The organism is Streptomyces sp. NPDC050636 (assembly GCF_040654775.1).
GTDB lineage: Bacteria > Actinomycetota > Actinomycetes > Streptomycetales > Streptomycetaceae > Streptomyces.
The window spans coordinates 27,783-54,642 of the sequence record NZ_JBFAIP010000030.1 but is presented as its reverse complement, the minus strand read 5'-3'; the positions used below and the strand labels follow the sequence as shown (position 1 = coordinate 54,642).

Genomic DNA, 26,860 nt, shown 5'->3' with positions numbered 1-26,860 from the left:
AGCCGCCTCCCCGAGGGGAGGCGGCTGGATTCTTTCAAGCCGTAATCGATGAGGTCCTCCGCGGATCCGGGTGCCCGGTGCAGGAGAGCGGCACACGGTCACCTGGATCTTCCACCGCATGGTCGAGAAGTACGGCGCACGATCCGGGCCTGGGCGGGCCCGGATCGACCACTCACCGATCGTGTTCAGGAATCGGTCGACAGACGAACGTCGGTCTGGGGCGGCTGCGCAACGGGGACCAAGCGGTGGGCGATGCTGCGCAGTTTCTCGCAGGTCTCCTCGTGTTCGCGTTCGGGCCACGACTGGCTTACGACGCCGGCTCCGGCCTGGAGCCAGCAACGGCCGTTGTGCTGGAAGAGGCTGCGCAGGACGAGAGCGGCGTCGAGGGCGCCGGTTGCGTCGCAGGTGAGGACGGCGCCTGCGTACAGGCCGCGGGGCCTGCCTTCGAGTGAACGGATGAGGGGGTAGGCCGCGGCCTTGGGGATTCCGGTGGCGGTGACCGCAGGGAAGAGGGCGGCGAAGGCGTCCCAGGGGCCGTGCCCGGCACGGAGCCGGCCGGTGAGGGTGGAGGCCAGGTGCTGGACGGTGCCGCGCTGCTGGACCGTCATGTACTCGCTGACGACCGTGGCGTCGCACACGGCGGCGAGGTCTTCCAACGCGAGTTTGACGGAGATGGCGTGTTCGTGGATTTCCTTGGGGTCGCTGAGCAGGTCGGTGCGCAGGCGGGCGTCTTCGACGGCCGAACCGGTGCGAGCTCGGGTGCCGGCTAAGGGGCGGGTGGTGACCGTGCCGTCCGGGGCAACCTCGGCCACGGTCTCCGGGCTGAAGCCGGTTGCCTGGATCCTCCCGAGGTTGAGGAGGAAGGAGCGGGCCGGGGTGTTCGCTCGCCGGCCCGCGACGTAGGTGGCGGTCAGGTCCACTGCCGCCGGCACGGGCACCTGCCGGGAGAGGATCACCTTTTCCAGCGGGCCGTCCCCCTGGAGTTCGACGAGGGCCGCGGCGACCGCCGCCCGGTACTGTCCGGTGTCCTCCAGGGGGAGCGGGATTCGGTCGGCCGGCTCTGCCCCGGTGTCGCCGGGCGCCTGGACCAGCTGGATCAGCAGGTCCAACCGCGCCGGGTCCACCGACCGCACCAGCAGTCCGTTCGCGCTGGCTCGGATCTCGTCCTCCGGCACGATCAGGTGCAGCAGCGTATCCGGGCCGCCTGGGGTGGTGCCGGCAAGTACGGGCCCCAGCTCGAATGCCGCCCAGCCGTAGGCACGCCAGTCCGCCACCGGAGCCTGGGCGAGCCGCTCTCCGACCCGGCTCAGGTCCGCGGCTTCGTGTCCGGCCAGCCGGACGGACGTCAGGGCGCCGCCTGCCAGGGACCACTCGCTGCCGTTCTCGTACACCACGTACGGGGCGAACAGGCCGCTGCGGACCAGCCGGGCCATGAGATCCAGTGGTTCCTCAGCCAGGGGCAGGCGCGCTTCGTAGTAGGAGGTGCGGGTCAACGCAGGTCCTCCAGGAGCGGGCGGCGGCCACGGACGCTGAGCAGCGGATAGGAGTTCACGATGAATGCGGGGTCCTGGAGCAGGGCCCGGAACCGGTCCAGATCGCCGTTTGTGATCCCTGCCGCAGCTAGGCGGTCGGCCACTTGGTCGCTGTTGTGGCGGTGCAGGGCGATCCCCGCGCTCCCGCCCGGCCATGCCTCCGCATAGGTGGTCGCTGCGAGTCGGGTGAGGCCGGCCCGTGCCATCGCCCCGGTCATCCGGCGCGCGAAGAGCGGATCGCCCCCAGCCTCCTGGAGCAGTCCGATCAGTGCCGAGTGCACCCGGTCGAACAGGGCCGCCGCCGTCTCATCGGGGGCGGCCAGTACGGGCGTCCAGCCGCAGTCGAACTCTTCCAGCACCAGCCAGCCGCCCGGCCGAAGGACTTCCACGAGCCGCTCCAGCACGTGCAGCCGCTCGGGCAGGTGTTGTAGCACCAGTCGGGCATGCACCAGGTCATAGCCGTCCCCGGGTAGCGGGTCGCGGACGATGTCGTGCCGCACCAGCCGCACATGCGCCGGGCGCTCCCGCCCGGCTGCCCAGCGCGGCTCGATGTCGGTGACCGTGACCTGACCGCCTGGTCCCACCCGCTCCCCCAGCCAGTCGCCCAGCGAGCTGCTTCCGCCGCCGACCTCCAGGCATCTCCAGCCTGCGGCAAGCCCCGTCAGCTCCAACTGACCTTGCGATACGGGGTCATAGCATCTCTCCAGAACCGAGAAGCGGCCCCCGGTCTGGGCGGCAGCATTGTCGAACAGGTACTGGGGCACCCCTGGTCTCCTTGGCTCTAAGAGAGGAGCGATCTCCTCTCATGATCGCGGAGAGTACGGGATCCAGAGCAGGGTGCAATGTAGCGTTTTGAGCCACAGACCACTGGGGTGCGACGAGATCAAAGGAGGCGGCCGCGGGCCTGGGATACGGACCGGTGCCGGGCTCCGGCGTGGGTCTCCCGCTCGGCGGCCAGACGGACGGTGCCGACCTTCTCCAGCAGCGTGACCACACCGGACGGATCACCCTCGCCGAGCGCAGGTACGCATGGCCCGGGCGGAACAACAGCGACGGCGAGTCGTGCTCCATCGCGGGGCCAGCAGGAACTCGTCCAGCCCATCAGCTCCAGCGACTGCGCCGGCCGCCATCCCAGATACTTCGCCACCTGCCACAGAACGCGCCTGCTCCCGGGACACCCCGTAGCCGCGCAGAACCTCGACAGGCAGGCACCGGCTCCACAGCAACGCCAGGCCAGGAGCTGCTACTCCGCTGGATTCTCGGCGAGTACCGCCGGTACCGGTCTCGGTCACGCAGCGCCGTCATTTCTCATCAACATCTCCGAGCCGATGGATCGCCAGCTGCCTCCGAAACCCGTTGACAGACGCTGTCCTTAGACATCAGCGAAGCCACTCCAGCATGAACACCAGCGGCGTCCCGCAGCCAGAGTTACTGGCTGCGGGACGTGAAAGGCGGTCAGAGCCGGGTCTGTCAGCCTGCTGGTTTCTGCTCCTGCACAAGGCACTGCGAGGGCCCCACGGTGGCCTGGGGGAGTTCTTCAGCCGCCCGGGGCGGCGGGTACTGGCAGGTCGCGTACTGCTTGCCCGCATGGAAGGTCAGGCCGTTCTGCTGCGATGCCTGGGTGCCGTCCGCGCGCCAGGCGCGGAGCGGGTGGGTTTCGCTGTACAGGGCGGTGGTACAGCCGGCCGCAGCGGTGGCATGCGCGTAGACATCGCTGGTCTCTCGAGCTCGTCCGAACTGGGGTCCTGGAGGCAGCGCCACTTCGCTGCGCCCAGTGTGAAGGTCATGCGTCGTAGCGGCCTTCCTCGGAGGTCTCCATCCCCTCGACGGCTTCCTGTGCGGCCGCGACGACCGGCGCCATGATCACGGCCACGTTGTCCATACGGAATGCGTGGCGTGAGATGACGATGGTCATGCGTGCGCCTTACGTGGGGTGCGGTGTTACGCGTCGAACTCGCCGCGCCAGGAGAAGTCGAGGAGGGCCTCGGGGAGGTAGTCGGTCTCGACCTCGACCGGGATGCCGTTGGCCTTCGCGAGGCTGGCGATCGCCAGCGGAGCGAGGGCTACGACCCCCTGGATGTTCTGGGCGCGGTCCTCGTCGGCGGTCCAGTACTCCTTGTGCCAGCGGACGGCGTCGACCAGGGCCTCGTTGAAGCCGGCGGCGTCGTTGCGCAGGTAGCGGTAGAGCATCATGATCGGCGGGTACTTGAGCTTGGTCATCGTCTCCGCGTCGACGACGCGGGCGTGCTCGGGAGCACTCAGGTCCACGGCGCGCACCAGGTGCGTGCGCAGGTCGTCCCGGCGGAGCCAGAAGCTCTGGAGGGTCTCCACCCAGGCGTAGGTGTACTCGTCCAGGGCGCCGCCGAAGTCGCGCAGCAGGGACACCGGGATCCGGGCCAGCATGTCGAGGCGGGTTGCTTCACGGCAGATGACCGCGAGGTAGAAGGCGTTGAGCCAGGTGTTCGCGTTGAGGTAGGTCTGCGGTCCGGTGGCGGCGAGGTGGCGCTCCTCCTGGCGGATCTTGCAGGTGACCGTTTCCCGGTCGGGAGCGGCGGCGGCGAAGACGGCCGAATGTACCTGCATGGCCAGCAGCCAGGACTCCCAGGTCTCCAATATGCCGGCACCGGGGTCCCCGACACAGCGGACGAGGGCGACGTTCAGCGACCTCATGACTGCGCCCGACCTGGAGTTGTGCGAGGTCTCGATCTCCTCCAACGAATAGGACAGCGACCCCTCCATGACGGGAACCACCGCTGCCATCTGTTCCAGGTGTCTCACGTGGGGAACTCGCCGCACCAGTTGCGTTTGATGAGGACGGCGGGCAGGTACTCGGACTCGACCTCGATGGAGATGCCCGCGTCGTGGGCGATGCAGGCCATGGCGAGGGGGGCGAGGGCGACGAGGCCCGAGATCTGAAAGGCTCGCTCCTCGTCGCTCCAGTACTGCTTGTGCCACTGGAGGGCGTTGGCCAGTGCCTTGTTGAAGCCGTCCTGGTCCTTGCGGATGAAGCGGTGGAACATCTCCATTGGGGGGTACAGCAGCTTGTCCACCGTCTCAGGGTCGTCGACGGCTTCCGGGTCGGTGGCGTCGACCGCGGTCACCAGCTTCGGGACGAGGTCCTGGCCGCCGAGCCAATAGGTCTGGAGGGTGTCGATCCAGGCGTAGTCGTACTCCCCGAAGCGTGAGCCGTTCTCCCGTAGCAGGGACGGGGGTACACGGCACAGGGCTGTGATCCTGTCCTTCTCTCGGCACACCACAGCCAGGTAGAAGGCGCTGAGCCAGGTTCCCGGGTGTACGTACCACTGCGCGCCGGTGGCCCGGAGCGTGCGGTCCTTGTGCGCGATGCGGCACTGCACGTGCTCCTCGGTCGTGGTCGCGGCGGCGAACAGGGCGGAGCCGACCTGCATTGCGTTCACCCAGGCGTCCCACGTGGGGAAGATCGCGGCCCGCGGGTCCATCAGGCAGTGTGCCTCGGCCAGGGTGACCGTGGTGCCCAGGGCATCGCCCAGATTGGCGGTGCCCGCTTCCAGACCGTCGATCAGTTCCTGCGCGTTCTCCTGGAGCACAGCGAGGCCGTCTTCCGCGTTCCCTGTGGGAAAGGGATGGCGGGGAACGCTTGTGATCATCTGTACCTCAGGTCGGGAAATCGCCCCGTCAGGCGCGGTTGAGGAGCTCGCTGGGCAGGTAGTCGGACTCGACCAGGGTGCCAGGTGCCTCACGTGGGGAACTCGCCGAGCCAACCGTGCTGCAGGAGGTGCTTGGGCAGGTACTCCGACTCGTCCTCGATCGGGCTCCTCCCGTCATAGGCGAGGCAGGCAATGGCGAGCAGGCAAGAACGTGACGGTCACGGTGTGACCGAAGGGGAGCCAAGGATCTTCGCCGTCACCGATTCGATGAACGCGGCAGCCTCGATCTCTGTGATCTTGACATGGTCCACTTCGTTGTGACCGAGGTCGTACAGATTGAGGTACTCGGTCGGCTCCCAGCGGAGGTGCCGGGTGAAGGCTTCGTCATACGTCTGGCCTTCGTCGATTCGACGCCGGACGATTCCGCGCGGTTTGTGCCGGGGGTAGCCCTCGCTGACCTTCGCGTAGTAGGTGATCTGGCCTTCGGCATCGAGCGCGTCGAGTGTCGCTGGGGCGAGCGTGACGAAGGACGTGGCGGACGCGTTGCTCTCCACGTTGCCGAGCCGGATCATCACGCCGTTGAGGTCGAGATACTCCTCCAGGAAGTACCCACCGCCCCGTTCGTACATGAGGAGGAGCGGTTCATAGGGGTCCGGCAGATCGGCAGGCAGGTCGTCTCGGACGTCACGGAGCGCCGCCCACCGGATAGCGGCTCGGCAGGTCCGCTTCAGCGAAGTCGGGGCGAGCCTGGCCAGGACTTCTTCCACTTCGGCGGCGACATCGGGGGGTGTCTGGAACTCCGCATCGACGTGCTCCGCGACGTCGAAGAAAGGCCAGGACTGCTCTGCCCCACAAGCACGCGCCCACAGAGCGGCTCGTCGGAGGTATTCGCGCATGAGCAAAGCACGCGAATTGGCGTGATCGGATGCCGCGAAATCGTCGGCCCAGTCAATGGCACGCAGTCGCTCCAACACCCTGCGTGAAGAATTCTCGGTCACTTCAGGTCCACCCCCTTGGCTCGCAGTTCCTTAACAATATCCTTCACGAAGTCATCGATGTTGGACAAATCAGCGGCCAGATCCGTCTTGGGGTGCCTGAGGCCAAGCTTCTGCCACTGCCTCCCGAAACCACCCCGTGCAGGGTTGGGCGCCAGGTCGTGTGCACCTGCTGCAGACAGGCTCTTCGGCGACCTCCTGCCTTCGAATTCACCCTCGTCGCCCCACCTCCACAGGCCCGTCTCGTCGTACACGTACGGCAGACCCCCCTTCATCAGCCGGCTCTCCACGTACTCGTGCGTCATCAGGTGCCTGAATTCCACGATCTGGTCTGCGTCCAGGGTGCCCTTTCGGGCACCGTCCCACAGTTCAGCCAGGTCATCGCGAGGCGTGAAGAGACCACGCTTAGACTCCCCGGGCCGGATGACCACGTCGTGCTGTTCCTTGATCATATGGGTCTTCACCTGCCGGATGACGGCCTCATCGATACCGGTGTTACGGGCCATCACGGGGACGTCAACGTGATTGGGTGTGGCCCGGAGCGATTCGTACACACCAGCCGCATAATCCGAGGGCTTTTCGACCCAACCGGCTCCTCCCCAGCCGCCGTTGGGTCCGTGGGCGTACGGATTCTCCGCATTGCCCGCAGCGTCCAGCGCATCGTCACGCAGTCCACTGATGTCTGCCGCGTCTTTGCCCAAGCCCCCGACATCGTCGCCCACCGCCCCGAGGTCGTGAACCGTTGAGTCGAGGTCTTTGCCGAGTGCGGCTGCCACATCGTCCGCGCCGTGTGCACCGATCCTGATGGCACCCGCATCATGCGGTACCGGCACCTTGCCGAACAGTTCGGCCTGCTCGACCTTGATCGCGGCAATCTCGTCGCGGGAGACTCCGGGCAGGCGCTCCTTCTCGTACAGGACGTGGCCGTCCATCTTGGCCGCAAAGCTATCGGCTGTGTGGAATTGCAGCTCGAAGACCTGGCCACTGACCGGGTCGCGCCAGGTTGAGTTAATTCCCTTGTAGCCGACGGAGTCCCAGGTGTTCTTGAACGTGACGTTCTCGAACCCCCTGGCCTGCAGGCCGTTGATCGCCTGCTGCACTCCGTGGGTGTAACGGTTGCTCGGGACCTCCATCGTGTAGCGGATGGAGTCCTTGATATCGCCGAGCGCTCGGCCGTGGTCCATGCCGATGTCTTCAAGCATGTCAGTGGCGAGCTTGCGCTTGAGGGAGTCCTCCCCCTTGAGGCGGTACTCCAGGCCGATCAACTTCCCGTCGTCGGCCTTGCCAGCGATGTCCTGCATCGCCTCAGTGATGCGCGGCTCCGCCTCAGCGGACCTGCGCATGAAGTCGTCCGCGGCGGCGTTCGCTTCCTGGTCTAGATGTAGCCCGTTCTCGCCCGCCCATGATCCGTCGGCCCGATTGCCTGGCGGCCCGACAGGCGTTGTTTCACCAGGACCGCCGGCGTCGCCGACGCCGCCGGGCGCGTGGTCCCCACTGGATGACTTCGTCGGGTCGTGCCCGTGGTCACCGCTGGTCGGGGTGTCGGTGGTGTGGCCACTGCCACCGACTGTGTTGTCGTCCAGGCTATTCGTGGGCATGTGGTCGCCCACGTTTCCGCCGGGGGCGCCATGGCCGTCGGCGCGGCCCATGGGGGTGTTGTCGTGTGAGCCAGCGGCGCCGTGGCCAGCGTTGTCGCTGGCACGGGTCGGGTCGGAGATGTCCGAGCCGACGCGTGTGATGTCGTCGCCCCGTCCGCCGACGCCGGCCGGGATCCGCTGTTCCTGGCGGGCCGGGGTCTCGACTCGTGGGTTGTCCGCGCCAGTGGTGGATGGGGCGGACTTTTCCTTGCGGGCGTCCTCGGCGCGCTGGAAGAGGCTGCCGTCCTCGTTGTAGAGGTCGGTTCTGGGGTCCATGAACTTCCCGGTGAATGGGTCCTTTACCGTCCCCGGTGGGAAGGTGACCGTGCCCTCGGGCAGCTTGATTCTGCCGCCCGGGAGTTTGGTTGCCCCTTCCGGAACGGCGGCGCCTTCGGGCAGCTGGATCGTGCCGTCCGGCATCTTGGTGGCGCCTTCGGGCAGGCTGTAGGCGCCCTCGGAAATCTTCGGGACCTCGACGTGGCCGAGGCCCTTGAGGTGAGCCATCACGTCGCCGACCTTCGACAGGCCCGCGCCTGCGCCCTTGATGACGTAGGTCATCGGGTCGACGGCGCTGCCCACCTTGCTGACGACGGACAGGCCCTTGGCCATCGCGCCGGCCTTGCCCGCGCCCTGCACGGCGGCACCGCCACCGCGGGTGAAGACGGCGGTGACGACGTTGAAGGTGACCGCGCCGGCGGCCCGGGAGCCGTTTGATTCCCACTGGTCCCAGGCCACAAGAGCCTTGCCGGTATCCAGCACCGTGGTACGAGAGTCCCGCAGCCAGGAGGGGAGCATCTTCCCCGGCAGCATCCAGTAGGTCTGCCCCACAATCGGCAGGGCGGTGATCGTAATTGCGGTGGAGAGCTTAGCCAGACCCTTCCACGCCTCGCCGGCAGCATCCCCGCCGTGCCCGCCGAACAGGGTGTAGATGCCGTCGATGGTGCCCCCCACGCCGTCGACGATGAAGCCCTTGCCGAATTCGTAGGCGTGCTCCCACACCTGCCACGCGGGAATGGATTCCTCGACCGCCTCGCCCCAGGGCAGGCTCTTGGATGCCTTGAGGGCTTCGGCGTCATAGCCGTAGCCGTTTTTGTGGGAAGCGTCGATCGTGTGGAGCGCGTGGCCGTGTACGAGTGCGACGATCTTGGCGTGGCAGTCGCGTTCGGCTTCCTGGAACGCGGCCCAGACTTCGGCGATCTTGTTGCGGCGGCCCAGGTTCTCGTCGGTCAGGTCGCCGTCCTCGCTCCAGTCGTCTTCGGCGGCCTCGTTGTCGCGGAAGTCGGCGGCTTCCTGCTTGAGCTGCTTCAGTTGGTGGATCAGTGGCCTGATCTCACGGGCGTAGGTGCCCAGAGCCTTGGCGATGACGTGCATGTCGTCACTGAGGTCGTGTGCCGTGCGCTCCACCGGTTTGGTGACGCCGAACAGCTGCTCCGCCTCGGGTGCCTTGTAGAAGGCGGCCAGTCCGCCGAAGGACTTGTGGACGTCTGAGCCAGCGGTTTGGACCTTGGAGCCGCCGCGGGACAGTGCCTTCGCCTTGGCTTCGAGAACGTCCAGATTGCCGGTGTAGACCGGTACATCGGCCGGGTCGACCGGTCCGCCGCTCACTTCTTCTTCCCCCCGAAGTCCTTGAGAGCATCCAGCCGCACGTGACGGGCGGCGTTCTGGGCGTTCTTGGCCGCCTCCAGATCGCCTTGGACGTATTCATTGGTGGCTTTGGCAGCCCCCAGAACGGCGGCCTGGCAGCGCTCGGCCATCTTCTTCATGGCAGGCTTGCGCTTCGTCACGTACTCGGCCAGCGCCGCGGCGACCGGTCCCGTCCGTTTCTGTGGCAGCAGGTCGGGGGCCACCGGTCCCACCGGCTTGCCCTGCGGCAATGCGCTGAAGGACGCGGGCCCGCGCATCGGGGTGGTCATGGCCTGCGTGCCCGGCACGGCCGTACCCGCTGCCTGAGCCGCTTCCTGGATGTCAGAGAGCAGTGTGTTGAGGGCTTTCCCCAGATCTTCGGCATGTGTGCCGACGACCTTCAACTGGCCCTGCACTCCCTGTGGCTGGATGTCCCATGACGCCATGAACGCCCCCCTGCGTACACATTTCTGGCACTGCCGCCGTGAAGCGCGCGGTGCCGTCCCCCACGGCCGGCAACCCGTCGGCGCACTCCGAAGGATTGGCTCTTCTGTCTATATGTGCTGAGGCCGGCTCAGCCGATATTGTCGACCGCGGCCTTCGCGCGCGCGAGCGTCTGGTGGGCGGTGCCGTCGTTCTTCTCCAGCGTCGTCTTCAGCAACTGGATGATGCTCTTGACCTCCTGCGAGGCGCTGTTCCAGCGCAGTTCCTTGCCGTGGTACTCCTCCGCGACACCATCCGCCGCGAAGTCCGACATCGCTGCCTTCACCTGCGCATCACGCGCCGCCATCACCTGCTCCAGGCGCGCGATCACCGCCTGGATGTTGCCCTGCGCCTCCGCGGACGCACCCGAGTCGTACGAACGACGGTCCATGCCAGCAGCCATCACAATCACTCCCCGCTGAGATCTGAGTACTTCTGTCGTAACCGGTACTGTCAGCGGCCCGAGAAGCGGGCCGCGTCGAAGTTCGCCGCCGACATCTGCGACCGGGCGTTGTCGGCCTGCTCCTGGTCGCCTGAGCCGAATGCCGTCTCCATGCCCGACTGACCGCCCACAATCGCGGCCAGCGCACTGTTCAACGCCGACGTGATCTCGTCCGCGCGCGACTTGAACGAGTCGAATGCCGCCTTGCCCGACCCGTTGAACTTGCCCTCCAACGGCTGTGCTGCTTGCACGAGCTGGCGGATCAACGTCCCCAGTTCCGTGCTCGACCCCTGCGACTTCGACCTCAGGGTCGAGAGCGTCTGCGCCCCCATGTCGAACTTCATCGGGCTCCCCCCGCCAGACTTGACGATCATATGTACGGTCATGCCTATCAACTGCGAAGTCATTGGTGCAATCCGCAACCCCGATGCTATGACCAAGGTCTGACAATGGCTCAGAACAGTTAGGAGCCCACCCGCCTACCCATGCCTGCAACGTGATCGGTAGGGAGGTCCACGCGCAGGTGCGACCGGTCCAGGTGCTCTCACTCGCCCTTCAAATGCCGCACCAGGCGCTCGAAGTCCTGCCAGCCCGACAGGTCCAACGGGTCTCCAGGCAGCGGGTAGTACATCGCAGGGCGGGTCTTGGGGCCGAGGGGGACGGGCGGCTGGGACAGGGGCGTGTTCCGGGCGCGGTCGCCGGGCATCTGGCGGACCTCCTCTGCGCCGAGCACGAAGGCCAGCGGGACACCGGGGCCCTCGAAGCGGGGCGGCACCGCCAGGTCCCGGTGGGCTTTGCGGATCTGGACGAGCATCGACAGGAGGCGGTGTCGGGTGGCGAGCACCTCCGCGGCCCTGGGCAGGGCGTCCACCGGCGGCTCCTCGTCGGAGCCGTAGCCGAACATCAGCGTGACGTACTCCTCCACGCCCGCCTTCGTACGGCTGACACGCACCGTGGCCAGGCCCGGCCGCTCCGGGCTGCCGACCACCACGAACCAGGTCGGCTCCGGCGCCCTCTCATAGGCGAGGTCGGTCATCTGGCGCGGCGACCAGCGAAGGTTGGCGGGCTCCGCGGTGCCCCACCCGGCCGGAGGTTCACCGGTGAGTTCGCGCCATATCGACTCCAGCGCGCCGCCAAGGACCAAACGCTCGTCCGCGGGATGGACCGTGCGGAACGTGACGGCCAGCTGCTGCTCACCGGTGTCCGTGACTTCCTGGTAGGAGGCGGCCACCGGGGTGCGGGGATCGTCAGCGGTCGCGTCGACCCCCGCTACGGGGGCGAACATGCCTTCCTGCCAACGCAGGACGGCTCCGGACTGTCCGTCGTAGTAGCCGTCCCGCTCATCGCGCACGACCCAGCGGGAGGGCCAGTTGCTCAGGCTGGCGCGTACGGCCGGGGAGAGCGTGGTTCCTGCCGGGGTGACGACCTGGAGGCCCAGCTCGGCGTTGGCGGCGGTATGAAACGCGTCCTGGAGCCAGGCCGTCATGGCGACCACTGGGCGGTCCTGGATGACGACGGCGACCTTGTCGGTGAGGACGTCGACGGCGGGCTGCCCGGCGTCGGGCGTGGGCGCGACGCTCACGCCGTCGGTCTTCACCACGGCCAGGGACTGCGCAGCCTCCGGCGGCCAGGCCGAGCCGTCGGCCAAAGCGGCCAGCCGGGCCGCGAAGGTGCCCGCGAGCCGCTCGGCTTCTCCCACACCGGTGGTCGCGCGGGCCTCCGTCCACCAGTACGGAAGCGGCGGCGGAGTGGCCCCGAGCAGCCGCTCGGCCTCGCCCGCGACCTGCACGAGCAGCGGTGCCTCGACGGAGACGAGAGGGCGTCCCTCCTCGTCGCACAGTCGCACGACGGCGCCCTCGCCCGCCGTGTCCACCAGCTTGTCGGGGCCACCGGAGAGCAGGCCCGCGAGCATGGCCCACGGGTCGGGCATGCGCTGGGTCAGGGCAATGACGTCCTTGGTCATGTGGTCGTCCGGTCCTTCATCGTTCGGGGCATCGATGCCGTACGTGGCGTGGTCCGCGCGGGCGCGAGAGCTCTCCTGTATGTCACGCGGGGGAATACACGGTCTGGATCAGGCGGTTGGACTGGCCCCTGCGGATAAGGACACCGCGGCCCGGCGGCTGCCAGGAGGCATAGACGCCGGGGAACAACTGGCCTTCACCGCGGTCCCCTGCCATGAGGAGCGCCGAGGATCCCGACTCGCGCAGGCCCTGCACCAGGGGCTCGTAGATGCCGCGTGAGGCGCCTGCCACGCGGCGGGTCAGGACGAAGTGGAGGCCGATGTCCACCGCGGAGGGGATGTAGGGCAGGAACGGGGCCAGCGGTTCCTGGCCGGCGGTGGTGAGCACGTCGTAGTCGTCGACAAGGACCACAATCCGCGGACCGCCACCCCAGCTGCCGGGCTCCAGGTCCTCAAGGGGCGCGCCGTCGTCGGGCAGTCGCTTGTCCAAGACGGTGGCGATACCGGCGGCCAGGCCCGCGCACAGCTTGGCGTTGTAGGCGTAGCCGCCGTTGAACTCCTCGGGGATCGCGCCACGCAGACTGCGCCTGGGGTCCATGACGGCGAAGACCAACTCGTCCTCGCTATAGCGCTCGATGAGACCGTCGGCGATGGTCTTCAGCAGATTGGTCTTGCCGCACTCGCTGTCGCCCATGATCAGCAGGTGCTGGTCATGCTGGAACAGGTCGAGCAGAACGGGTTCGAGGGCCGCCTGGTCCAGGCCGATGGGCACCCGCTGGGGTTCGGCGACCGGACCCGGCAGGAGATGGGGCTCCAGGAGGTGCGGCAGCACCCGCACCGGCTGGGCCACCTCACCGCTCCAGGTAGCGCGGATCGTGCGGGCCGCACGCTCCAGGACCGCGCCCATGTCCGCGGTGTCGGCGAGTGAGTCCGTACGGGGAAGCGCGACCTGCGCGAAGAGCTTGCCGGCGGTCAGGACGCGGCCGGGCTCGTCGGGCGAAAGGGTCACTGCCAGTTTGCTGTCGATGCTCGACTCGCTGGGGTCGTTCAGCCGCAGCTCGACGCGGGTGCCGAAGTTCGACTGGACGGCGATGCGCACGTCATTCCAGCGCAGCATGCCCGCAACGACGTGGATGCCGTAACCGCCGCCGCGTTGAAGGATGTCGGCGACGGCGTCCTCCAGCTCCTCGAAGTCGTCGCGCAGCGCCCCGAAGCCGTCGATGACGAGCACGATCTCGGCGGACGCCAGCTGGGGCAGCCGACCCGCCGCGTGCAGGGTACGCAGCTGCTCGACGGAGTCGATGCCGTGCTCGCGGAAGAGGTCCTCCCGGGCCGCGAGCATGTGCCGTACCTCGTCGACGGTGCGCGCCACCCGTTCACGGTCGACGCGACCCGCGACACCCCCGACGTGCGGCAGGCCCGACAGGGCCGCCAGGCCGCCGCCGACCAGGTCGAGACCGTAGACGCCGACCTCCTGCGGGGTGTGGGTCAGCGCGAGCGAGAGGACGAGGGTGCGCAGGAGCGTGGTCTTGCCGGACTGCGGGCCGCCGATGACGGCAGCATGGCCGCCCGCCACCGTGAGGTCCAGGTACCACTGGCCCTGCCACTGCCTGGCCGGATCATCGAGCAGACCGAGCGGCACCTCCAGTGGGCCACGGCGCCCCGCAAGCTGCATACCGCGCGTGCCGACGTCCAACGGTCCAGCGACCGCATCCAGAGCGATCGCGTCGGGCACCGGGGGCAGCCAGATGCGACGCACCGTACCGGCGGCGTTCGCCAACTGCTCGACCACGACGCCCAGCTCGGTCGGCCCCATCTCGCGGCGCCGCACTGCCGGCTCCTGCACCTCCGAATCCCCCGCACCGGTTGCGGTGTTGAAGGTCTCGTAGGGAAAGGCGAGCGGCCCGGCGTCCTCTTCATCCTCGCGCCGCGCGGGGCCGCGGTAGGCACCCGAGACATAGCTCGCCTTGAGACGGTCGTAGTGGCTGGTGTCGACCTTGAGGTAGCCGAAGCCGGGCAGCGGCGGCAGGTGGAAGGCGTCCGTGGTGTCCAGGACCGTACGGGATTCGTCGGCGGAGAAGGTGCGCAGGCCCAGCCGGTAGGAGAGGTAGGTGTCCAGGCCCTTGAGGTTGCCGCCCTCGATGCGCTGGCTGGACAGCAGAAGGTGCACGCCGATGGAGCGGCCGATGCGGCCTATGGACAGGAACAGGTCGATGAAGTCCGGCTTGGCGGTGAGCAGTTCACCGAACTCGTCGATGACGACGAACAGGTGCGGCAGCGGCTCCAGGTCTGTTCGCTGGTTGGCGCGCAGCGCGGCGTAGTCACCGATGTCGGCGATGTTGCCCGCGTCCTTGAGGACCTGCTGGCGGCGCTTGACCTCGCCGGCGAGCGAGGCATGGACGCGCTCGACGAGGCCGGCCTGGTTCTCCAGGTTGGTGATGACACCGGCGACGTGCGGCAGGTTCGCGAACGGCGCGAAGGTCGCGCCGCCCTTGTAGTCGACCAGTACCAGGGCGAGGTCCTCGGGTGGGTGTGTGGCCACCAGGGCGAGGACAAGGGTGCGCAGGAGTTCCGACTTACCGGAGCCGGTGGCGCCGACGCACAGACCGTGCGGACCCATACCGAGCTCCGAGGACTCCTTCAGGTCCAACAGCACCGGCTCGTGGGAGTCGTTGATGCCAATCGGTACGCGCAGGAAGGCACGCTCGCCGCGCGGCGCCCACAGTCGGGACACGTCAAGCTGCGCCACGTCGTCGATGCCTAGCAGGTCGGCGAAGTCGACGGGCCCGGTCAGGGGAGCGTCGGCGAGCGACTCGGCGGACAGGCGCAGCGGCGCCAGCATCCGGGCCAGGCCCTCGGCGAACGGGATGCTGACCTCGTCCACCGTGCCGTGGGCGCTGACCGGCTCCTGCTCGCGCAGGTCCTCGATGAGCACCTGATCGCCGTCGATGGTGATCCGGACTCCGACATGACCCGGCTCCTGCACCCGCTGCTCAAGCAGGTGCAGGACGGTGACACCCATCTCCCGCAGACCGACTGCCTCGTCGGGTCGCGGCAGATCGACGGCATCCTCACCGTGGCAGTCGGCGACGACGAGCAGCCGGGACGTCATGGACAGCGCGTCGTTGCCGGACAGGCCGCGCCGCACCTCGGCCGCATAGGAGGCGCGACGGCGCAGTTCAGGGCCGAGCTGCCGGGCGAGCTGGGGTGCGGAGGGGGCGATACGGCGAGCGGCAACGGGGCCGTCAAACTGCTCCGTGTCGAGCAGATGCGGCATCCACTTGGCCCACTCCCATTCGGCGATCCGGTCTCCGGGCACCGCGAGCGCCATCGCCACGTCGTCGGGGGCGTGCATGGCGGCGGCTTGGACGAGCAGGGCGCGTGCGACGCGCAGGCAGTCCTCGCGGGGGCCGATGACGCTGATGTTGCCGACGCGGTCGAGCGGGACGGTGAGCGGGAGTTCGGTGCCGGTGCGGAAGCGGGCCATCAGCGCCGACGCCTCGTTGAGCATGAACCGGTCGGGCGGGGTGAGCACCGACGAGCCCTGCTGAGCGATCTGCAAGTCGCGCACGGGCATCTCGCCGGTGCCGACACGCACGCGCAGGAAGTCGCCATCGACGCGTCGGCGCTCCCACAGGCGAGCCGGGTCGCGCACGATGTCGTACAGGGCGGGCGGCGGCGGGTTGAGCACGTCGGCACGCTCGCGCCGCTGACGCTCTTCGGCAGCAAGCTCCTCGCGTAGGTCCTCCAGATAGGCCAGATACGCCTCGCGCTGGGTGCGCCGGGTGCGCTGGGCCTTGCCACGCTGCGAGAAGACGAGCGCGACGGAACCGATGACGGTGACGACGAGGATGATCGCCCCGAGCCCGGCGAACTGACTGTTACGTACGACCGTCATCATCACGACGGACGACATGACACCGGCGACAGGCAGCAGCGACATCGCGATGTTGCCCGCCTTCCCCTCAGGGAGGTTGGGCGGTGCCTCAATGATGCGCGCCTCGGAGGCGACCGGGGGCCGGGTGGTCCTGGCCGGGCGATGTATCAGTCGGGTACTCATCGTCGTCCGTCATTCATGATCGGGCTCGGCAATTTGGGTCAGTGACGCTGCTGGGAGAGGGAGAGCTGGAAGACGTCTGCGGCGAGGCGGGCGGCGGCTTCTCTGGTCGGGTGAGCGAGCATTTCGGTATGGACCGGGCCACCGGCTGCCAAGTGCCGGTCATACGGCAGCACCTGGACGTTCACCCCGGTGGACTGGAGCTTCTGGACGGCCTCGTCGAGTTCGGGTCCTGAGTGGGGCACCAATTCGGTGAGCACGACGACCGTGCCGGCGATCACATGCCGGGGCAGCCCCTGCATCCACTGGAGCACCGAATACGTACTGCTGATGCCTTCCGGCGTGGCGGGTGCGGTCAGAACCCGGCCATGAGCGGCGGCGAGCGCGACCCGGGCGACTTCGGCGGGCAGCGTCTCGCAGTCGATGACCATCACACCGAAATAGCGACGCAGCGCGACCACGGCGCGCTCGTACGCCTGGCTGTCCAGCATCACGCCGATCTGCCCCTGGCTCGCAGGCAGCAGCCAGGCGTTGTTGGGGAGTTGGACGAGATAGCCGGTGACGTCGAGCAGCGACATGTCCGGCTTGACGAGGTCCGCGATGTCGCTGGTGGTCCAGCGACACGACTTGGCACCGAGCCGCAGCGGCAGCGAGCCGAGTGCCGGATCGGCCTCCAGGAAGAGGACCGGGTCCTGCCGGTAGTGCGCGTACGTGGTGCCCAGCAGCGCGGCAACGGTCGACTTGCCGGAACCGCCCCGGATGGAGGTGACGGCGATCTGCCGGCCGGTCGTCACAGGCTGCTGGAGCATCTGGGCAGTGCGGGTGATCGCGGCGACCTCGCGCGCGGCTGACGAGGCCAGCGTGCGGCGCAGGGCGCGTGCAGCACGGGCGGCGAAGGACTCGCCGTGCTGCGGCTTGCGGCGTACGGCGCTGGCCAGGCCCTCGTCCACGACGGGCGGGGAGCCGGGGGCGTTGTGGGGTTGGGGGCTTGGGGTGTGCGCGGCCGGGGCCTGCTGCTTCTGTTCCTGGTGCTGGTAGCCGGTGTGCTGCGGCCGGCCGCCCTGATGGTCCGCCTGCTGCTCCTGCCCCGGGTAGGGGTAGCCGGCCTGCCGGGGCGCACCACCTTCATGGGCGACGTTCGGGACCTGGGCGCTCTGCGCGGGGCGGCCCGGTCCCGGAGCGGGAGCGCCGTACGTCTGCCCGGAGGGACCCGGGGCACCGCCTCTCAGGTCGCGCAGCACATCACCCTGCCAGCCGTCTCCGTTCGGCATGCCTGTCCTCCTCCCCCACCTTGCGGCCCCGCCCGGAGCACCTGCACATCGATTCAGAACTGGTTAAGCAGCTGCCCGTACACACCGAACACGCCGAAGGCGAGAGGGAAGAGCCCCACCATGCCAATGGACTCAACCAGATCGCCCATGCGCCGCAGTCGCACCTGCACATGCTCGGGCACCTGCACCGCCAAAACGACCAGCGGCAGCACCGCAGCCACACACAACACAGCCAGCGGCCCGCCGCCCCCCGCATGCTCCATCCACAACATCACCAGGCGCACGACGAGACAGGACGCGGCAGCGAAGAGCGCAACAACCTCGGCGACCAGCGGGAAAGCCCGCGCCCTCGACACCAGCACCACGCCGACGAGCGAGGCCAGCCCCACGGTCCACACGGACGGCTTCTCGGCCAGGGTGAGCAGCCAGCCGGCGGAGGCCGCCGAAACCGCAGTGACAGTCGTCGAGAGGGCAAGGCCGCGGTGCGTCGCAGCCAGCGCCGTACCCACCTGGTGACGACTGACAGAAACACCGCCCGAGCGACGGTCATCGAGCGCGGTGAGCCCCGACGCCATCAGCGCCAGCCGCGGCAGCAGACCGAGCAGCACCAGAGAGAAGACAGCCATGACAGCGCCGAGCCGGGCCGAATTACCCTGAACAGCGGCAACCGCCTCCCACACCACGGCAATCGTGGCGGTCGTCACGGCGCCAACGAGCCCGCCCTTGCCCAGCGGCGAGAAATAACCGAGAAACACAAGCGTCAGGACCAGCGCGCCCGCGACAGCGGCGAGCCGCGCGGTGCCCGGCCAGCCGTACGCATCAGCGGCCGTCCACGCAGTGAGAACGCCAAGCCCACCGGAGGCAACCAGAAGCGCGGTCGCCAGACCCCGGTTTCCCCGCCCGACCTTGGCAACGAGCGCACCAGCCGCCAGGAGCACGAGCGTGACGGCTGACAGAGCACCGACCAGGGCGCCGAGCGCCAACTCACGGCGGGCGAGCAGCGCGGCGATCACCGCGAAGACGACGGTCGCCACACCCGCGCTTGCCCGGCGTGCGGCAGGACGCCAGCGCCAAGCCCACAGGTCGAGGTCATCAGCCACCTGGTCGGTGACGTCGTGCACCACGGGAGCGGGCGGCGCAGAATGCGTCCTGACGAGACGGAGCACAGCGCCGTCAGCAACCCCAGCCGACGCCAGCGTGCTCTCATGCGGCAGGACGGAGCCATCGGACGTAATCAACTGCCGTGCCATCGGCCCCGATGCAGGCCGGTCGTCCAGCAACTGCAGGACATCCGGGATCAGCTGCCCTATAGGCGTGTCAGACAGCAGGACGATGTCCGCCCGGCGTCGCTCGCCAACCAAAGTCACTCGGCTCAGTTGCGCCCGGGAAGTCGTTGCTCTGCTCACCACTTACAGGAACCTATCATCGCCGCGTTGACGAACCCTCGGGCCAAACTGGACTTGCCTGTGCTACTGACTTCCACCCGGCCCCACGTCAGGCAACCCTTCTCCCATCACGGGGAGCTCTGCGCGTATTTCCCGGGAATGCAGCAAAGCCTGTCCGAATCTGATCTGTGGACTTCTACGATTTCGCCGACTTCATCGGCTGCCCGTACTGCTGCACCTGGCGCTGCTGCTTCTCCTGCTCGGCCCTCTGCTGCGCCAGCGTGTGCTGAAGGAAGGACCATCCCACACACCCCGCGCACAGGACGGCCGTGATAGCGATCCCCGCGAAGACCTTCCCGAGCCGCTCGTCCGCCGTGCGCCGCCCCCGCTGCGCACCGAACAACAAGGCATCGCGCATCCTGCGTCGGCGTACCGCCACCGACTCCAGCAGCTGACTGTCGTAATCCCGCGCCATTTCGCCGTCCGTCGCCTCAGTCGTCCGTCGCCTCAGCCACGGTCGATGAACCCCCCGTCATCGGCCTCGGCATAGGGGCGCCCCGCCTCGTCCCGCTGCGCGGCATGTGTGGCGCGCGCGACGGCCTCGACCTGGATCCAGGCCATCGACTGGACGACTGCTCTGCCAGCGGCATTCGAACTCCCCCCACACCGTGCCTCTGCAACCTAAACCATGGGTGAGTTGGCAGCGCACCCCAGGGTCATCAAGAGCTCAGGAGCAGATCAGCCCTTTTCGGATGCCGATTACCGCCGCAACGCAACACCGCCCCCTGCCCCCGGAGGGGCGATGAGGACCTGTCTGCGGGGCTTGATGTCCCCGAAGCAGGCGCAGTTGGTACCCCTCCCAGGGGCGATGAGGGCCCCGTCACATCTCCGCCCATATCCGGCCGAAGGTGTAGTTGGTACCCCTCCCAGGGCGATGAGGACTCCCGCTCCCGCTTGAACGCCACGACGCAGTAGATGTGTTAGTACCCCTCTCAGGGGCGATGAGGACCATGCGCATGCCGGGGCTCACCCTCCCCACACCTGAGTTGGTACCCCTGCCAGGGGCGTTGAGGACCCGTCGCTCCGGCTGACCGTCTGGAACTTGGCTATGAGTTGGTACCCCTCCGAGGGGCGATAAAGACCCTCCGACGTCGCGCTGAGCACAAGCACGAGCTGGCTGTTGGTACCCCTCCGAGGGGCGATGAGGACGATCGCCGAGGCCGCCGCCCGGCGCCTGCCGACCCTGTTGGTACCCCAACCAGGGGCGATGAGGACCGTGGAGTACCTGCACGTTGGCTCGCTCGTCCAGGAGTTGGTACCCCTCCCAAGGGCGATCTGGACCACCTGCGACGGCGTACCGCGGCACCGGCTCCTGGCGTTGGTACCCCTCCGAGGATCGATGAGGGCCCGCCCGCCGGGTCGCCGGCCGCAACGACGACGGCACATTGATACCCCTCCGAGGGCGACGAGGGACGGCCCCCCGAGGGGTCGGGAGCCCGGCGATACCGCGTTGGTATCCCTCCGAGGGGTGATGAGGAACACCGATCCGGAGCGGCCTAAGGTCTGCCGGCTGGCGTTGGTACCCCTCCAGGGCGGTGAGGACGACGTGCTCCCGGACGGCAACCTCTCGCACTCCGCGTTGGTCCCCCCAGGGGCGATGAGGGCCTTGTACTTCGGGTTCCACGCGAGGAGCTGCGCGAGGTTGGTACCCCTCCCAGGGGCAATGAGGGCAGCCGTCCTCCCCGAGCAGAACCTGCGTGTCTTCGCGTTGGAACCCCTCCGAAGGGCGATGAGGACCCTCTTCAGCGCCGGCCAAGTCCGGCTGACCTCGTTATTGGTACCCCTCCCAGGGGCGATAGGGACGCTGGACGCCTTCGCGAGGCGATCAAAGACCTCCCTGAGTTGGTACCCCTCCCAGGGCAATAAGGACTTGCAGGTGCATCGGCAGCGTGTGGTGCTCACAGAGGTTGGTACCCCTCTCAGGGGCGATGAGGACGCCGCGACCGCACAGGCCGGCCGTTCGTGTTCCTCGCGTTGATACCCCTCCGAGGGGCGATGAGGACCACGTTGTTGCTGGCTCTCGCCCACCGAGCTGTCATGTTGGTACCCCTTCGAGGGGCGATGAGGACCGCGCGACCCCGCCGTCATCGCCTACCAGCTCGCGGAGTTGGTATCCCCCCAGGGGCGATGAGGACGACCGCCGCGAGTTCGGTTCCCCCTCCACTCTCATGTTGGTACCCCTCCCAGGGGCGATGAGGACGCCGCGCAGCGCGTCGCCGCCGGACTCCCGGACATGTTGGTACCCCCTCCGAGGGGCAATGAGGACGTGCCAGCTACCCAAGGATCTGGCGCGAAAGCTGTGGTTGCTACCCCTCCCAAGGGCCATGAGGGCGCGGTGAGCGCTCGCAGATCAAGCGGCTGCACTACCTGTTGGTACCCCTCCGAGGGGCGATGAGGACCTGACCCGCGCGCAGGCGGGCAAGCAGCCCAGCGCAGCGTTGGCACCCACTACGAGGGGCGATGAGGACACGCCTTGACCTACCCACTGGCCCCGCGTACGAGATGTTGGTACCCCTCCGAGGGACAATGAGTACCAGCAGCCCGCCGCAACACCATCAACGCGCACTACGCGTTGGTATCCCTTCAAGGGTCAATGAGGACCCGGTGCCAGCAAGAGCTACGCGACCGGCGTCGTCGCGGCCCCTCCGAGGGGCGGTGAGGACCGGCGACGGGTCTGAGTCCGTAGGCGTACACGCGGTGTTGGTACCCCTCCGAGGGCGATGAGGACAGGCGCAGCGCCTCCCGCTTCACCCTTGACGCCATGGTGTCGGTACCCCTCCGAGGGGCGATGAGGACACGGCCGGCATGCCGCTGTGCGATGCGGCCGAACTTGTTGGTACCCCACCGACGGGCGATGAGGACGTGGGAGGCGAAGGCGAGCCTGGCTCTGCGACGCGGGTTGGTACCCCTCCGAGGGGCGATGTGGTCGCGGCCGCCGTGCCCGCCAGGGCGCCCCCCCGTCCTGTTAGTACTCCTCCGAGGAGCGATGAGGGCCACCGCGCTCGTACCGCCCATCCTGTACGCGGTGCTGTTGGTCCCCCCCCCAGAGGGGCGATGAGGACCATCCTCCAGGCCGCCGAGCTGCCCCCCATCCACACGTTGGTACCCCTCCGAGGGGTGATGAGGACCCGTCTACTTCACCGCTGCCGGCAGCCAGCTCTACTCGTTGGTACCCCTCCAAGGGGCAATGAGGACGGCCGACTTCGGCTACCGCGCCGCCGACTACCGCATGTTGGTACCCCTCCGAGGGTCGATGAGGACAAGCTGCCGACCGCGGACTCAACGTCCTCGCCGTGTTGGTACCCCTCCGAGGGGCGATGATGACTCGGCACCGTCGAGGCCGCCCAGTGGACCAACATTGAGTTGGTACCCCTCCGAGGGTCGATGAGGACGCCCGGTGGTCGCCGGCCTGAAGGACGGCTGCGAGCCGTTGGTACCCCTGCGAGGGGCGATGAGGACCCCCTGGGCGCTCGTGCCGATGGACGTGCTGGCCCCGTTGGTACCCCTCCGAGGGGCGATGAGGACCCGCCCGCGCCCTGGACACCATCCAGGCCCGCGCGATGTTGGTACCCCGCCAAGGGGCGATGAGGACCCGAGCCCGAGTGCCCGGACCGCGTGGGCTTCTTCGAGTTGGTACCCCTCCGAGGGGGGATGAGGACCAGCAGACCGGACCGCACTTCGGGGGACCATCCGGGTTGGTACCCCTCCGAGGGGCGATAAGGACCGCCAGGGCCTGGACGCCGCCGCAGTTCGCCGCGCACAGTTGGTACCCCTCCGAGGCGCGATGAGGACCCGAGGCAGGGGAGGCGAACTCCGGCTCAGGAAGCATGTTGGTACCCCTCCTCGGGGCGATGAGGACGGGGATCGTCAACTCACCGGTCGTCGGTCTCGTCGGGTTTGTGCCCCTCCGACGGGCGATGAGGACTCGGCAATCGCAAGTGCGCTGCCGACCTCACCGTCCAGTTGGCACCCCTCCGGGGGCGATGAGGACACCGACGCCGCCCTTGACGGATACCGCCAGGTCGCGTTGGTACCCCTCTGAGGGGCAATGAAGAGGCGATCGAGCGGACCCTGACGCCGGGCACGGCGTGTTGGCACCCCTCTCAGGGGCGACGAGGACACTCGCAGTCGGCGACCGGCCAAGTCGAGTACGGGATGTTGGTACCCCTCCGAGGATCGATGAGGACCAGCCTCCCGACGGATGGTGGCGACGGCCTGTTCGCGTTGGTACCCCTCCAAGCGGCGATAAGGACCCTCGCGTGCCCGGCGCCTGCTGCTGGCCTCCTCCTGGTTGTTACCCCTACGGAGGGGCGATGAGGACCCGGCGCGCCCTTCTCCAACAGCCTGTCGGCCTCGTGTTGGTACCCCTCCGAGGGACGATGAGGACTCGACCGGTGGAGTGCCGAGCCCGGCCGCACCGCCGCGTTGGCACCCCTCCCAGAGGCGATAGGGGCCGGTCCATCCAGCCGCGCGTGGGTCGACCTCGCAGTTGGCACCCCTTCCAGAGGCGATGAGGACCCGCCGGCCACCCAGAATGCGGCCCTGGCTTGGGCGTTGGTACCCCTCCGAGGAGACGTAAGGACGAGCTGTACGTCCAGGACCACCGCCGGTGGGCACCCTTCGGAGGGGCGATGAGGACCGCCGCATCGTCGCCCACACCACCGGAGTCGACGTGTTGGTACCCCTCCGAGGGGCGATGAGGACCGAGGCGGCCGGAAGCGGCCCTACCTGCGGAGATGCAGGTTGGTACCCCTCCGAGGGGCGACTAAGACTCGGGCCCTGGTGGCTTTGGGGTCTGAGCCGCTCTTGTTGGTACCCCTGCGCGGGGCGATGAGGACTCTCGCCCGCCGCACGGGTGTGGTGGGGCCGGCCACGTTGGTACCCCTCTGTGGGCAATGAGGACGGGGCGCATGGTGGCGATGCTCCTGCCGGCCATGCCGTTGGTACCTCTTCAAAGGTCGATGAGGACCTGGGACGAATCCCGATGCGCGCCGTATTCGGCTTGTTGGTACCCCTCCGAGGGGCAATGAGGACGCCCGCCCAGCGCCTACCGCCACGACGGCGGATGCATGTTGGTACCCCTCCGAGGGGCGATGAGGGCAGGTCGGGGCTGGCACGACGGGCGCCGTCCAGAGGGAGATGCCCGTGTTAGTGCCGCTCTCAGTGGCGATGAGGCCCCATCCCGCCAGTCGACGCCACCACGTCAGTAGCTTGCTGCCCCTGTACGGGGCGATGAATGGTGTGAGGTTTTCAAGTCGTCATGCGCTTCCGGACGTTTGCCCGACGCGGCTTCCGCAGACGCTATCCCACTCCACCGACAGCACCCCAACGCGCCCATTATGGATCGTTTTTGGTGCTCGACGATCGATTTTGATCGGCTGTCAGTGGCCGCTGGTAGACCTTCAACTCAGGCCGCACGTAAGGGATTTCAGTGTGATAGACATACCGCATCAAACCACGCATTTAGGTAAAACCGCACCGGCATTGCCAGCCTGCGCGGGCACACGTGTGCCCGCTGACCAGCAGAAAGGAGGGGAAGCATGCGACTTCGTGTCTACGTCGCCACCAGGGCCCGCGAGATCCCGTGGGACGACGTCATCGCGCCCGGCCGCGGGATTGTCTACGCCGCACTCCAGCGGCAGGCGCCCCAGCTCGGTGCCGTGATCCACGCCCAGGGGTGGGGCCCGCACAAGATGGCGCCCTTCGGCCATAGCGCTCCGGAATTCCCCAAGCCGCAGCGCGTCCGCGGCACTTACGTTGCCGGCGGGACCGGCATCTTGGAGTTCGGCAGCCCCCTACCCGAGCTCATCGACGCTCTTGAACGCGACCTGCAGATGATCCCCATCATGGACTGGGGCGGCGTCGCGCTGAACGTCGAGAAGGTCACCCGGATCACGCCGCCCGCCTTCGCATCTGGCCGCACGAAGCTGCGCACTATCAACCCGATCACCATCAAGGCCGAGGCGGCCCGCACCCCTACAGGAGAGCTGATCCGTGGCGGCTGGCTCCTTCCGGGAGAGCCGGGCTTCGACGTCGCGCTGGCCCATAGTCTTCGCCGCCGCTGCGAGACCTTCGGCCACGACGGCGCCCAGCTCCAAGGCATCACCTGGATCGGCCCGAAGCGCTCCTTCTCCGTCGTCGGCCACGGCTCCGACAGCCCCACAACCGTCAAGCGCGGCAAGAAGACCGGCGCGCCGATTGAGGTCGACGTGTCCGGCACTCCGGCCGCTCTTCAAGCCCTGTGGTCCGCCGGCATCGGCGGCGCCACGAGCGCGGGATTCGGATGGGTGATCGCGTGACCTGCTCATACCTCCAACAGGCGTCAAAGCGATGGGTGATGCCCTTATGACCACCACGGCCTTCCTGCAGGACACGCTGAAGCTCACCGCCCACCCCCTCCAGCGCGCCGGCGCCTACGCCATCGCCACCCTCGCCAAGGTCTCCCATCCCGAGACCATCACCGGCGACCAGTTCCGCGCGGTCGTCCAGCGCATGATCGGCGACCTCATTACCACCAGCACCATCGCCAAGGGCCAGCCCGGCTGGTACCTCCTCGGCGTCTCCTACGTCCTGTGGCCCAACTGCGCCCTCCACTACAAGAGCAAGCGCACACGCGAGGGCATCACCGCCTGGCGCACCTGCCCCCCGGCCGAAAAGTGGCCCGGTGTCCCCTGCACCCTTTGCGGACGGCCTGCCGCCGCCTGGTACGGCAAGGGAGACATCCCCCTCGGCGCCTCCATCGAGCACCGCAACACCACCGCGCCCGACCACGAAGGCACCCCTCTGTGCTTCCCGTGCGTCACCAGCTTCCACGCCCTGCCCTACGCCTGCACCGCCGGCGGTGGACTCCTCAACGGCATCCACACCTGGGACGAAAGGTTCATGGCCCGCATCACCCGAAGCGAGGTCCGCGACAACCTCCAGGGCATGATCACCCGCGGCGACCTCAAGGGTGGCGGCGGCACCTTTGCCATTGAGTTCGCGGCGCTCAAGGCCCTGCGGTGGTGGGATCACCGCGTCACCGCCGGCGTCCAGACCCTGCAGTTCTCCAACAACAACCAGGACCAGAAGTTCCAGTCCGAGGTCATAGAGCAGCCCCTCGCCGAGTGGCTTCGCTCCACCGTCCGCAGCACCGACCGGCGTACCGGGTTCCGCTACCTCGCCCAGGCCCAAGCCACCGCCAAAGTCTCGGGCTTGCGCATGCTCGCCTGGCGCGCCTTCAACCAACCCGAACAGATCCCGTCCCGGGCCATCGGCTGGATGCGCGACCAGATTCTCAACCCGCCCAAGCACGCCGCACCCGGCTCAATCCCGGCGTCCGTGCCCCACCTCGCCCCTCTCATCCGCTCCTACCTCACGGAGGTCCTGCACGTGCTCGAATCCGACGTCGCCCATGTCGTCGCCGTCGCACGCCGCGTCGCCGATGTCGTCGCGGACGACGACAAGCGCCTCAAGAAGTTCACCGTCGCCACCCGCCGTCCCAACGACCTCAAGGCATGGCTCAAAGCCGAAATCGCGGACTGGTCTCGCAAGCGCCCCGCCGACGCCGAGAACGACTCCTTCATCTCGGTGCGCCAATGGCGCGTCCTGTTCGACTCCGGCAACGCCTCCTGGTCCGCCCGCGAGCTGCTGTTCGTCGCCACCTTCGAGGAACTCGCGACCCGCGGAGCCAAGGTCGCCGCCGTCGAAGAAGGCACCTCCGACGAGGACTTCAAGACCCTCGACACCGACGACCAGGACTAACACCCCCACCACTACAGGTCCGTTCAACTTCCAGCGTAAGGAACCC

General features: G+C 68.1%; 19 protein-coding genes. 2 read left to right on the top strand and 17 right to left on the bottom strand.

Annotated elements, in window-relative coordinates:
• Positions 1-185 precede the first annotated feature (185 nt).
• The 17 genes from AB0I10_RS22105 to AB0I10_RS22025 form a co-directional block, all read right to left on the bottom strand.
• Positions 186-1,493: a salicylate synthase gene (locus tag AB0I10_RS22105; protein WP_363154256.1), complete on the bottom strand. Its 1,308-nt coding sequence runs from the start codon at positions 1,491-1,493 to the stop codon at positions 186-188.
• Positions 1,490-2,296 carry a methyltransferase gene (locus AB0I10_RS22100; protein ID WP_363154255.1) on the bottom strand — a complete coding sequence of 269 codons (807 nt, stop codon included), beginning with the start codon at positions 2,294-2,296 and terminating at the stop codon, positions 1,490-1,492. The genes AB0I10_RS22105 and AB0I10_RS22100 overlap by 4 nt, the downstream gene beginning before the upstream one ends.
• A 119-nt stretch (positions 2,297-2,415) precedes the next feature.
• Entirely contained in the window at positions 2,416-2,679 is a 264-nt protein-coding gene (locus AB0I10_RS22095) for a hypothetical protein (RefSeq protein ID WP_363154254.1), read from the bottom strand.
• A gap of 323 nt (positions 2,680-3,002) precedes the next feature.
• Positions 3,003-3,293, bottom strand: a complete 291-nt coding sequence (locus AB0I10_RS22090) for a hypothetical protein (protein ID WP_363154253.1) — start codon at positions 3,291-3,293, stop codon at positions 3,003-3,005.
• A gap of 22 nt (positions 3,294-3,315) precedes the next feature.
• Positions 3,316-3,447, bottom strand: coding sequence for a hypothetical protein (locus AB0I10_RS22085; protein WP_363154252.1), 132 nt, complete (start codon positions 3,445-3,447; stop codon positions 3,316-3,318).
• Between the two features lie 26 nt (positions 3,448-3,473).
• Positions 3,474-4,310 carry an immunity 49 family protein gene (locus AB0I10_RS22080; RefSeq protein WP_363154251.1) on the bottom strand — a complete coding sequence of 279 codons (837 nt, stop codon included), beginning with the start codon at positions 4,308-4,310 and terminating at the stop codon, positions 3,474-3,476.
• Positions 4,307-5,098: an immunity 49 family protein gene (locus tag AB0I10_RS22075; RefSeq protein WP_363154249.1), complete on the bottom strand. Its 792-nt coding sequence runs from the start codon at positions 5,096-5,098 to the stop codon at positions 4,307-4,309. Before AB0I10_RS22075 ends, AB0I10_RS22080 begins: the two co-directional genes overlap by 4 nt.
• 278 nt (positions 5,099-5,376) lie before the next feature.
• Complete coding sequence (locus tag AB0I10_RS22070; RefSeq protein WP_363154248.1) at positions 5,377-6,054, bottom strand: hypothetical protein; 678 nt, start codon at positions 6,052-6,054, stop codon at positions 5,377-5,379.
• 98 nt (positions 6,055-6,152) lie between these two features.
• Positions 6,153-9,161 carry a hypothetical protein gene (locus AB0I10_RS22065; RefSeq protein WP_363154247.1) on the bottom strand — a complete coding sequence of 1,003 codons (3,009 nt, stop codon included), beginning with the start codon at positions 9,159-9,161 and terminating at the stop codon, positions 6,153-6,155.
• 230 nt (positions 9,162-9,391) lie between these two features.
• Positions 9,392-9,859 (bottom strand): DUF6507 family protein, encoded by a 468-nt coding sequence (locus tag AB0I10_RS22060; RefSeq protein WP_363154246.1) that lies wholly within the window; start codon positions 9,857-9,859, stop codon positions 9,392-9,394.
• A 128-nt stretch (positions 9,860-9,987) separates the two neighbouring features.
• Entirely contained in the window at positions 9,988-10,299 is a 312-nt protein-coding gene (locus tag AB0I10_RS22055) for a pore-forming ESAT-6 family protein (RefSeq protein WP_363154245.1), read from the bottom strand.
• Positions 10,300-10,349: 50 nt separating this feature from the next.
• On the bottom strand, positions 10,350-10,682 hold the full coding sequence (locus tag AB0I10_RS22050; RefSeq protein WP_263270055.1) for a hypothetical protein: 333 nt from the start codon (positions 10,680-10,682) through the stop codon (positions 10,350-10,352).
• A 200-nt stretch (positions 10,683-10,882) separates the two neighbouring features.
• Positions 10,883-12,301 carry a DUF6177 family protein gene (locus tag AB0I10_RS22045; protein ID WP_363154244.1) on the bottom strand — a complete coding sequence of 473 codons (1,419 nt, stop codon included), beginning with the start codon at positions 12,299-12,301 and terminating at the stop codon, positions 10,883-10,885.
• Between the two features lie 82 nt (positions 12,302-12,383).
• Positions 12,384-16,358, bottom strand: coding sequence for a type VII secretion protein EccCa (gene eccCa, locus AB0I10_RS22040; RefSeq protein WP_363154242.1), 3,975 nt, complete (start codon positions 16,356-16,358; stop codon positions 12,384-12,386).
• A 38-nt stretch (positions 16,359-16,396) separates the two neighbouring features.
• Complete coding sequence (locus tag AB0I10_RS22035) at positions 16,397-17,626, bottom strand: MinD/ParA family protein (protein WP_363154241.1); 1,230 nt, start codon at positions 17,624-17,626, stop codon at positions 16,397-16,399.
• 53 nt (positions 17,627-17,679) lie between these two features.
• Positions 17,680-19,035 (bottom strand): type VII secretion integral membrane protein EccD, encoded by a 1,356-nt coding sequence (gene eccD, locus AB0I10_RS22030; protein ID WP_363154240.1) that lies wholly within the window; start codon positions 19,033-19,035, stop codon positions 17,680-17,682.
• A 172-nt stretch (positions 19,036-19,207) separates the two neighbouring features.
• Complete coding sequence (locus AB0I10_RS22025) at positions 19,208-19,486, bottom strand: hypothetical protein (protein WP_363154239.1); 279 nt, start codon at positions 19,484-19,486, stop codon at positions 19,208-19,210.
• Between the two features lie 5,125 nt (positions 19,487-24,611).
• Between AB0I10_RS22025 and AB0I10_RS22020 the strand changes: the two genes are divergently transcribed.
• Both AB0I10_RS22020 and AB0I10_RS22015 read left to right on the top strand, forming a co-directional pair.
• A complete protein-coding gene (locus AB0I10_RS22020) occupies positions 24,612-25,370 on the top strand; it encodes a CRISPR-associated endoribonuclease Cas6 (protein WP_363154238.1) in 759 nt (252 codons plus the stop codon).
• A gap of 31 nt (positions 25,371-25,401) precedes the next feature.
• Positions 25,402-26,814, top strand: coding sequence for a hypothetical protein (locus AB0I10_RS22015; RefSeq protein WP_363154237.1), 1,413 nt, complete (start codon positions 25,402-25,404; stop codon positions 26,812-26,814).
• Positions 26,815-26,860 lie beyond the last annotated feature (46 nt).

Bases quoted from the DNA above. Each gene is read 5' to 3' on its own strand.
- AB0I10_RS22020 (WP_363154238.1), top strand. From the start codon at position 24,612: ATGCGACTTCGTGTCTACGTCGCCACCAGGGCCCGCGAGATCCCGTGG.
- AB0I10_RS22025 (WP_363154239.1), bottom strand. From the start codon at position 19,486: ATGGCGCGGGATTACGACAGTCAGCTGCTGGAGTCGGTGGCGGTACGC.
- AB0I10_RS22045 (WP_363154244.1), bottom strand. From the start codon at position 12,301: ATGACCAAGGACGTCATTGCCCTGACCCAGCGCATGCCCGACCCGTGG.
- eccCa (WP_363154242.1), bottom strand. From the start codon at position 16,358: ATGAGTACCCGACTGATACATCGCCCGGCCAGGACCACCCGGCCCCCG.
- AB0I10_RS22035 (WP_363154241.1), bottom strand. From the start codon at position 17,626: ATGCCGAACGGAGACGGCTGGCAGGGTGATGTGCTGCGCGACCTGAGA.
- AB0I10_RS22055 (WP_363154245.1), bottom strand. From the start codon at position 10,299: ATGGCTGCTGGCATGGACCGTCGTTCGTACGACTCGGGTGCGTCCGCG.
- AB0I10_RS22065 (WP_363154247.1), bottom strand. From the start codon at position 9,161: ATGCACGTCATCGCCAAGGCTCTGGGCACCTACGCCCGTGAGATCAGG.
- AB0I10_RS22085 (WP_363154252.1), bottom strand. From the start codon at position 3,447: ATGACCATCGTCATCTCACGCCACGCATTCCGTATGGACAACGTGGCC.
- AB0I10_RS22015 (WP_363154237.1), top strand. From the start codon at position 25,402: ATGGGTGATGCCCTTATGACCACCACGGCCTTCCTGCAGGACACGCTG.
- AB0I10_RS22070 (WP_363154248.1), bottom strand. From the start codon at position 6,054: ATGCGCGAATACCTCCGACGAGCCGCTCTGTGGGCGCGTGCTTGTGGG.
- AB0I10_RS22060 (WP_363154246.1), bottom strand. From the start codon at position 9,859: ATGGCGTCATGGGACATCCAGCCACAGGGAGTGCAGGGCCAGTTGAAG.
- AB0I10_RS22050 (WP_263270055.1), bottom strand. From the start codon at position 10,682: ATGAAGTTCGACATGGGGGCGCAGACGCTCTCGACCCTGAGGTCGAAG.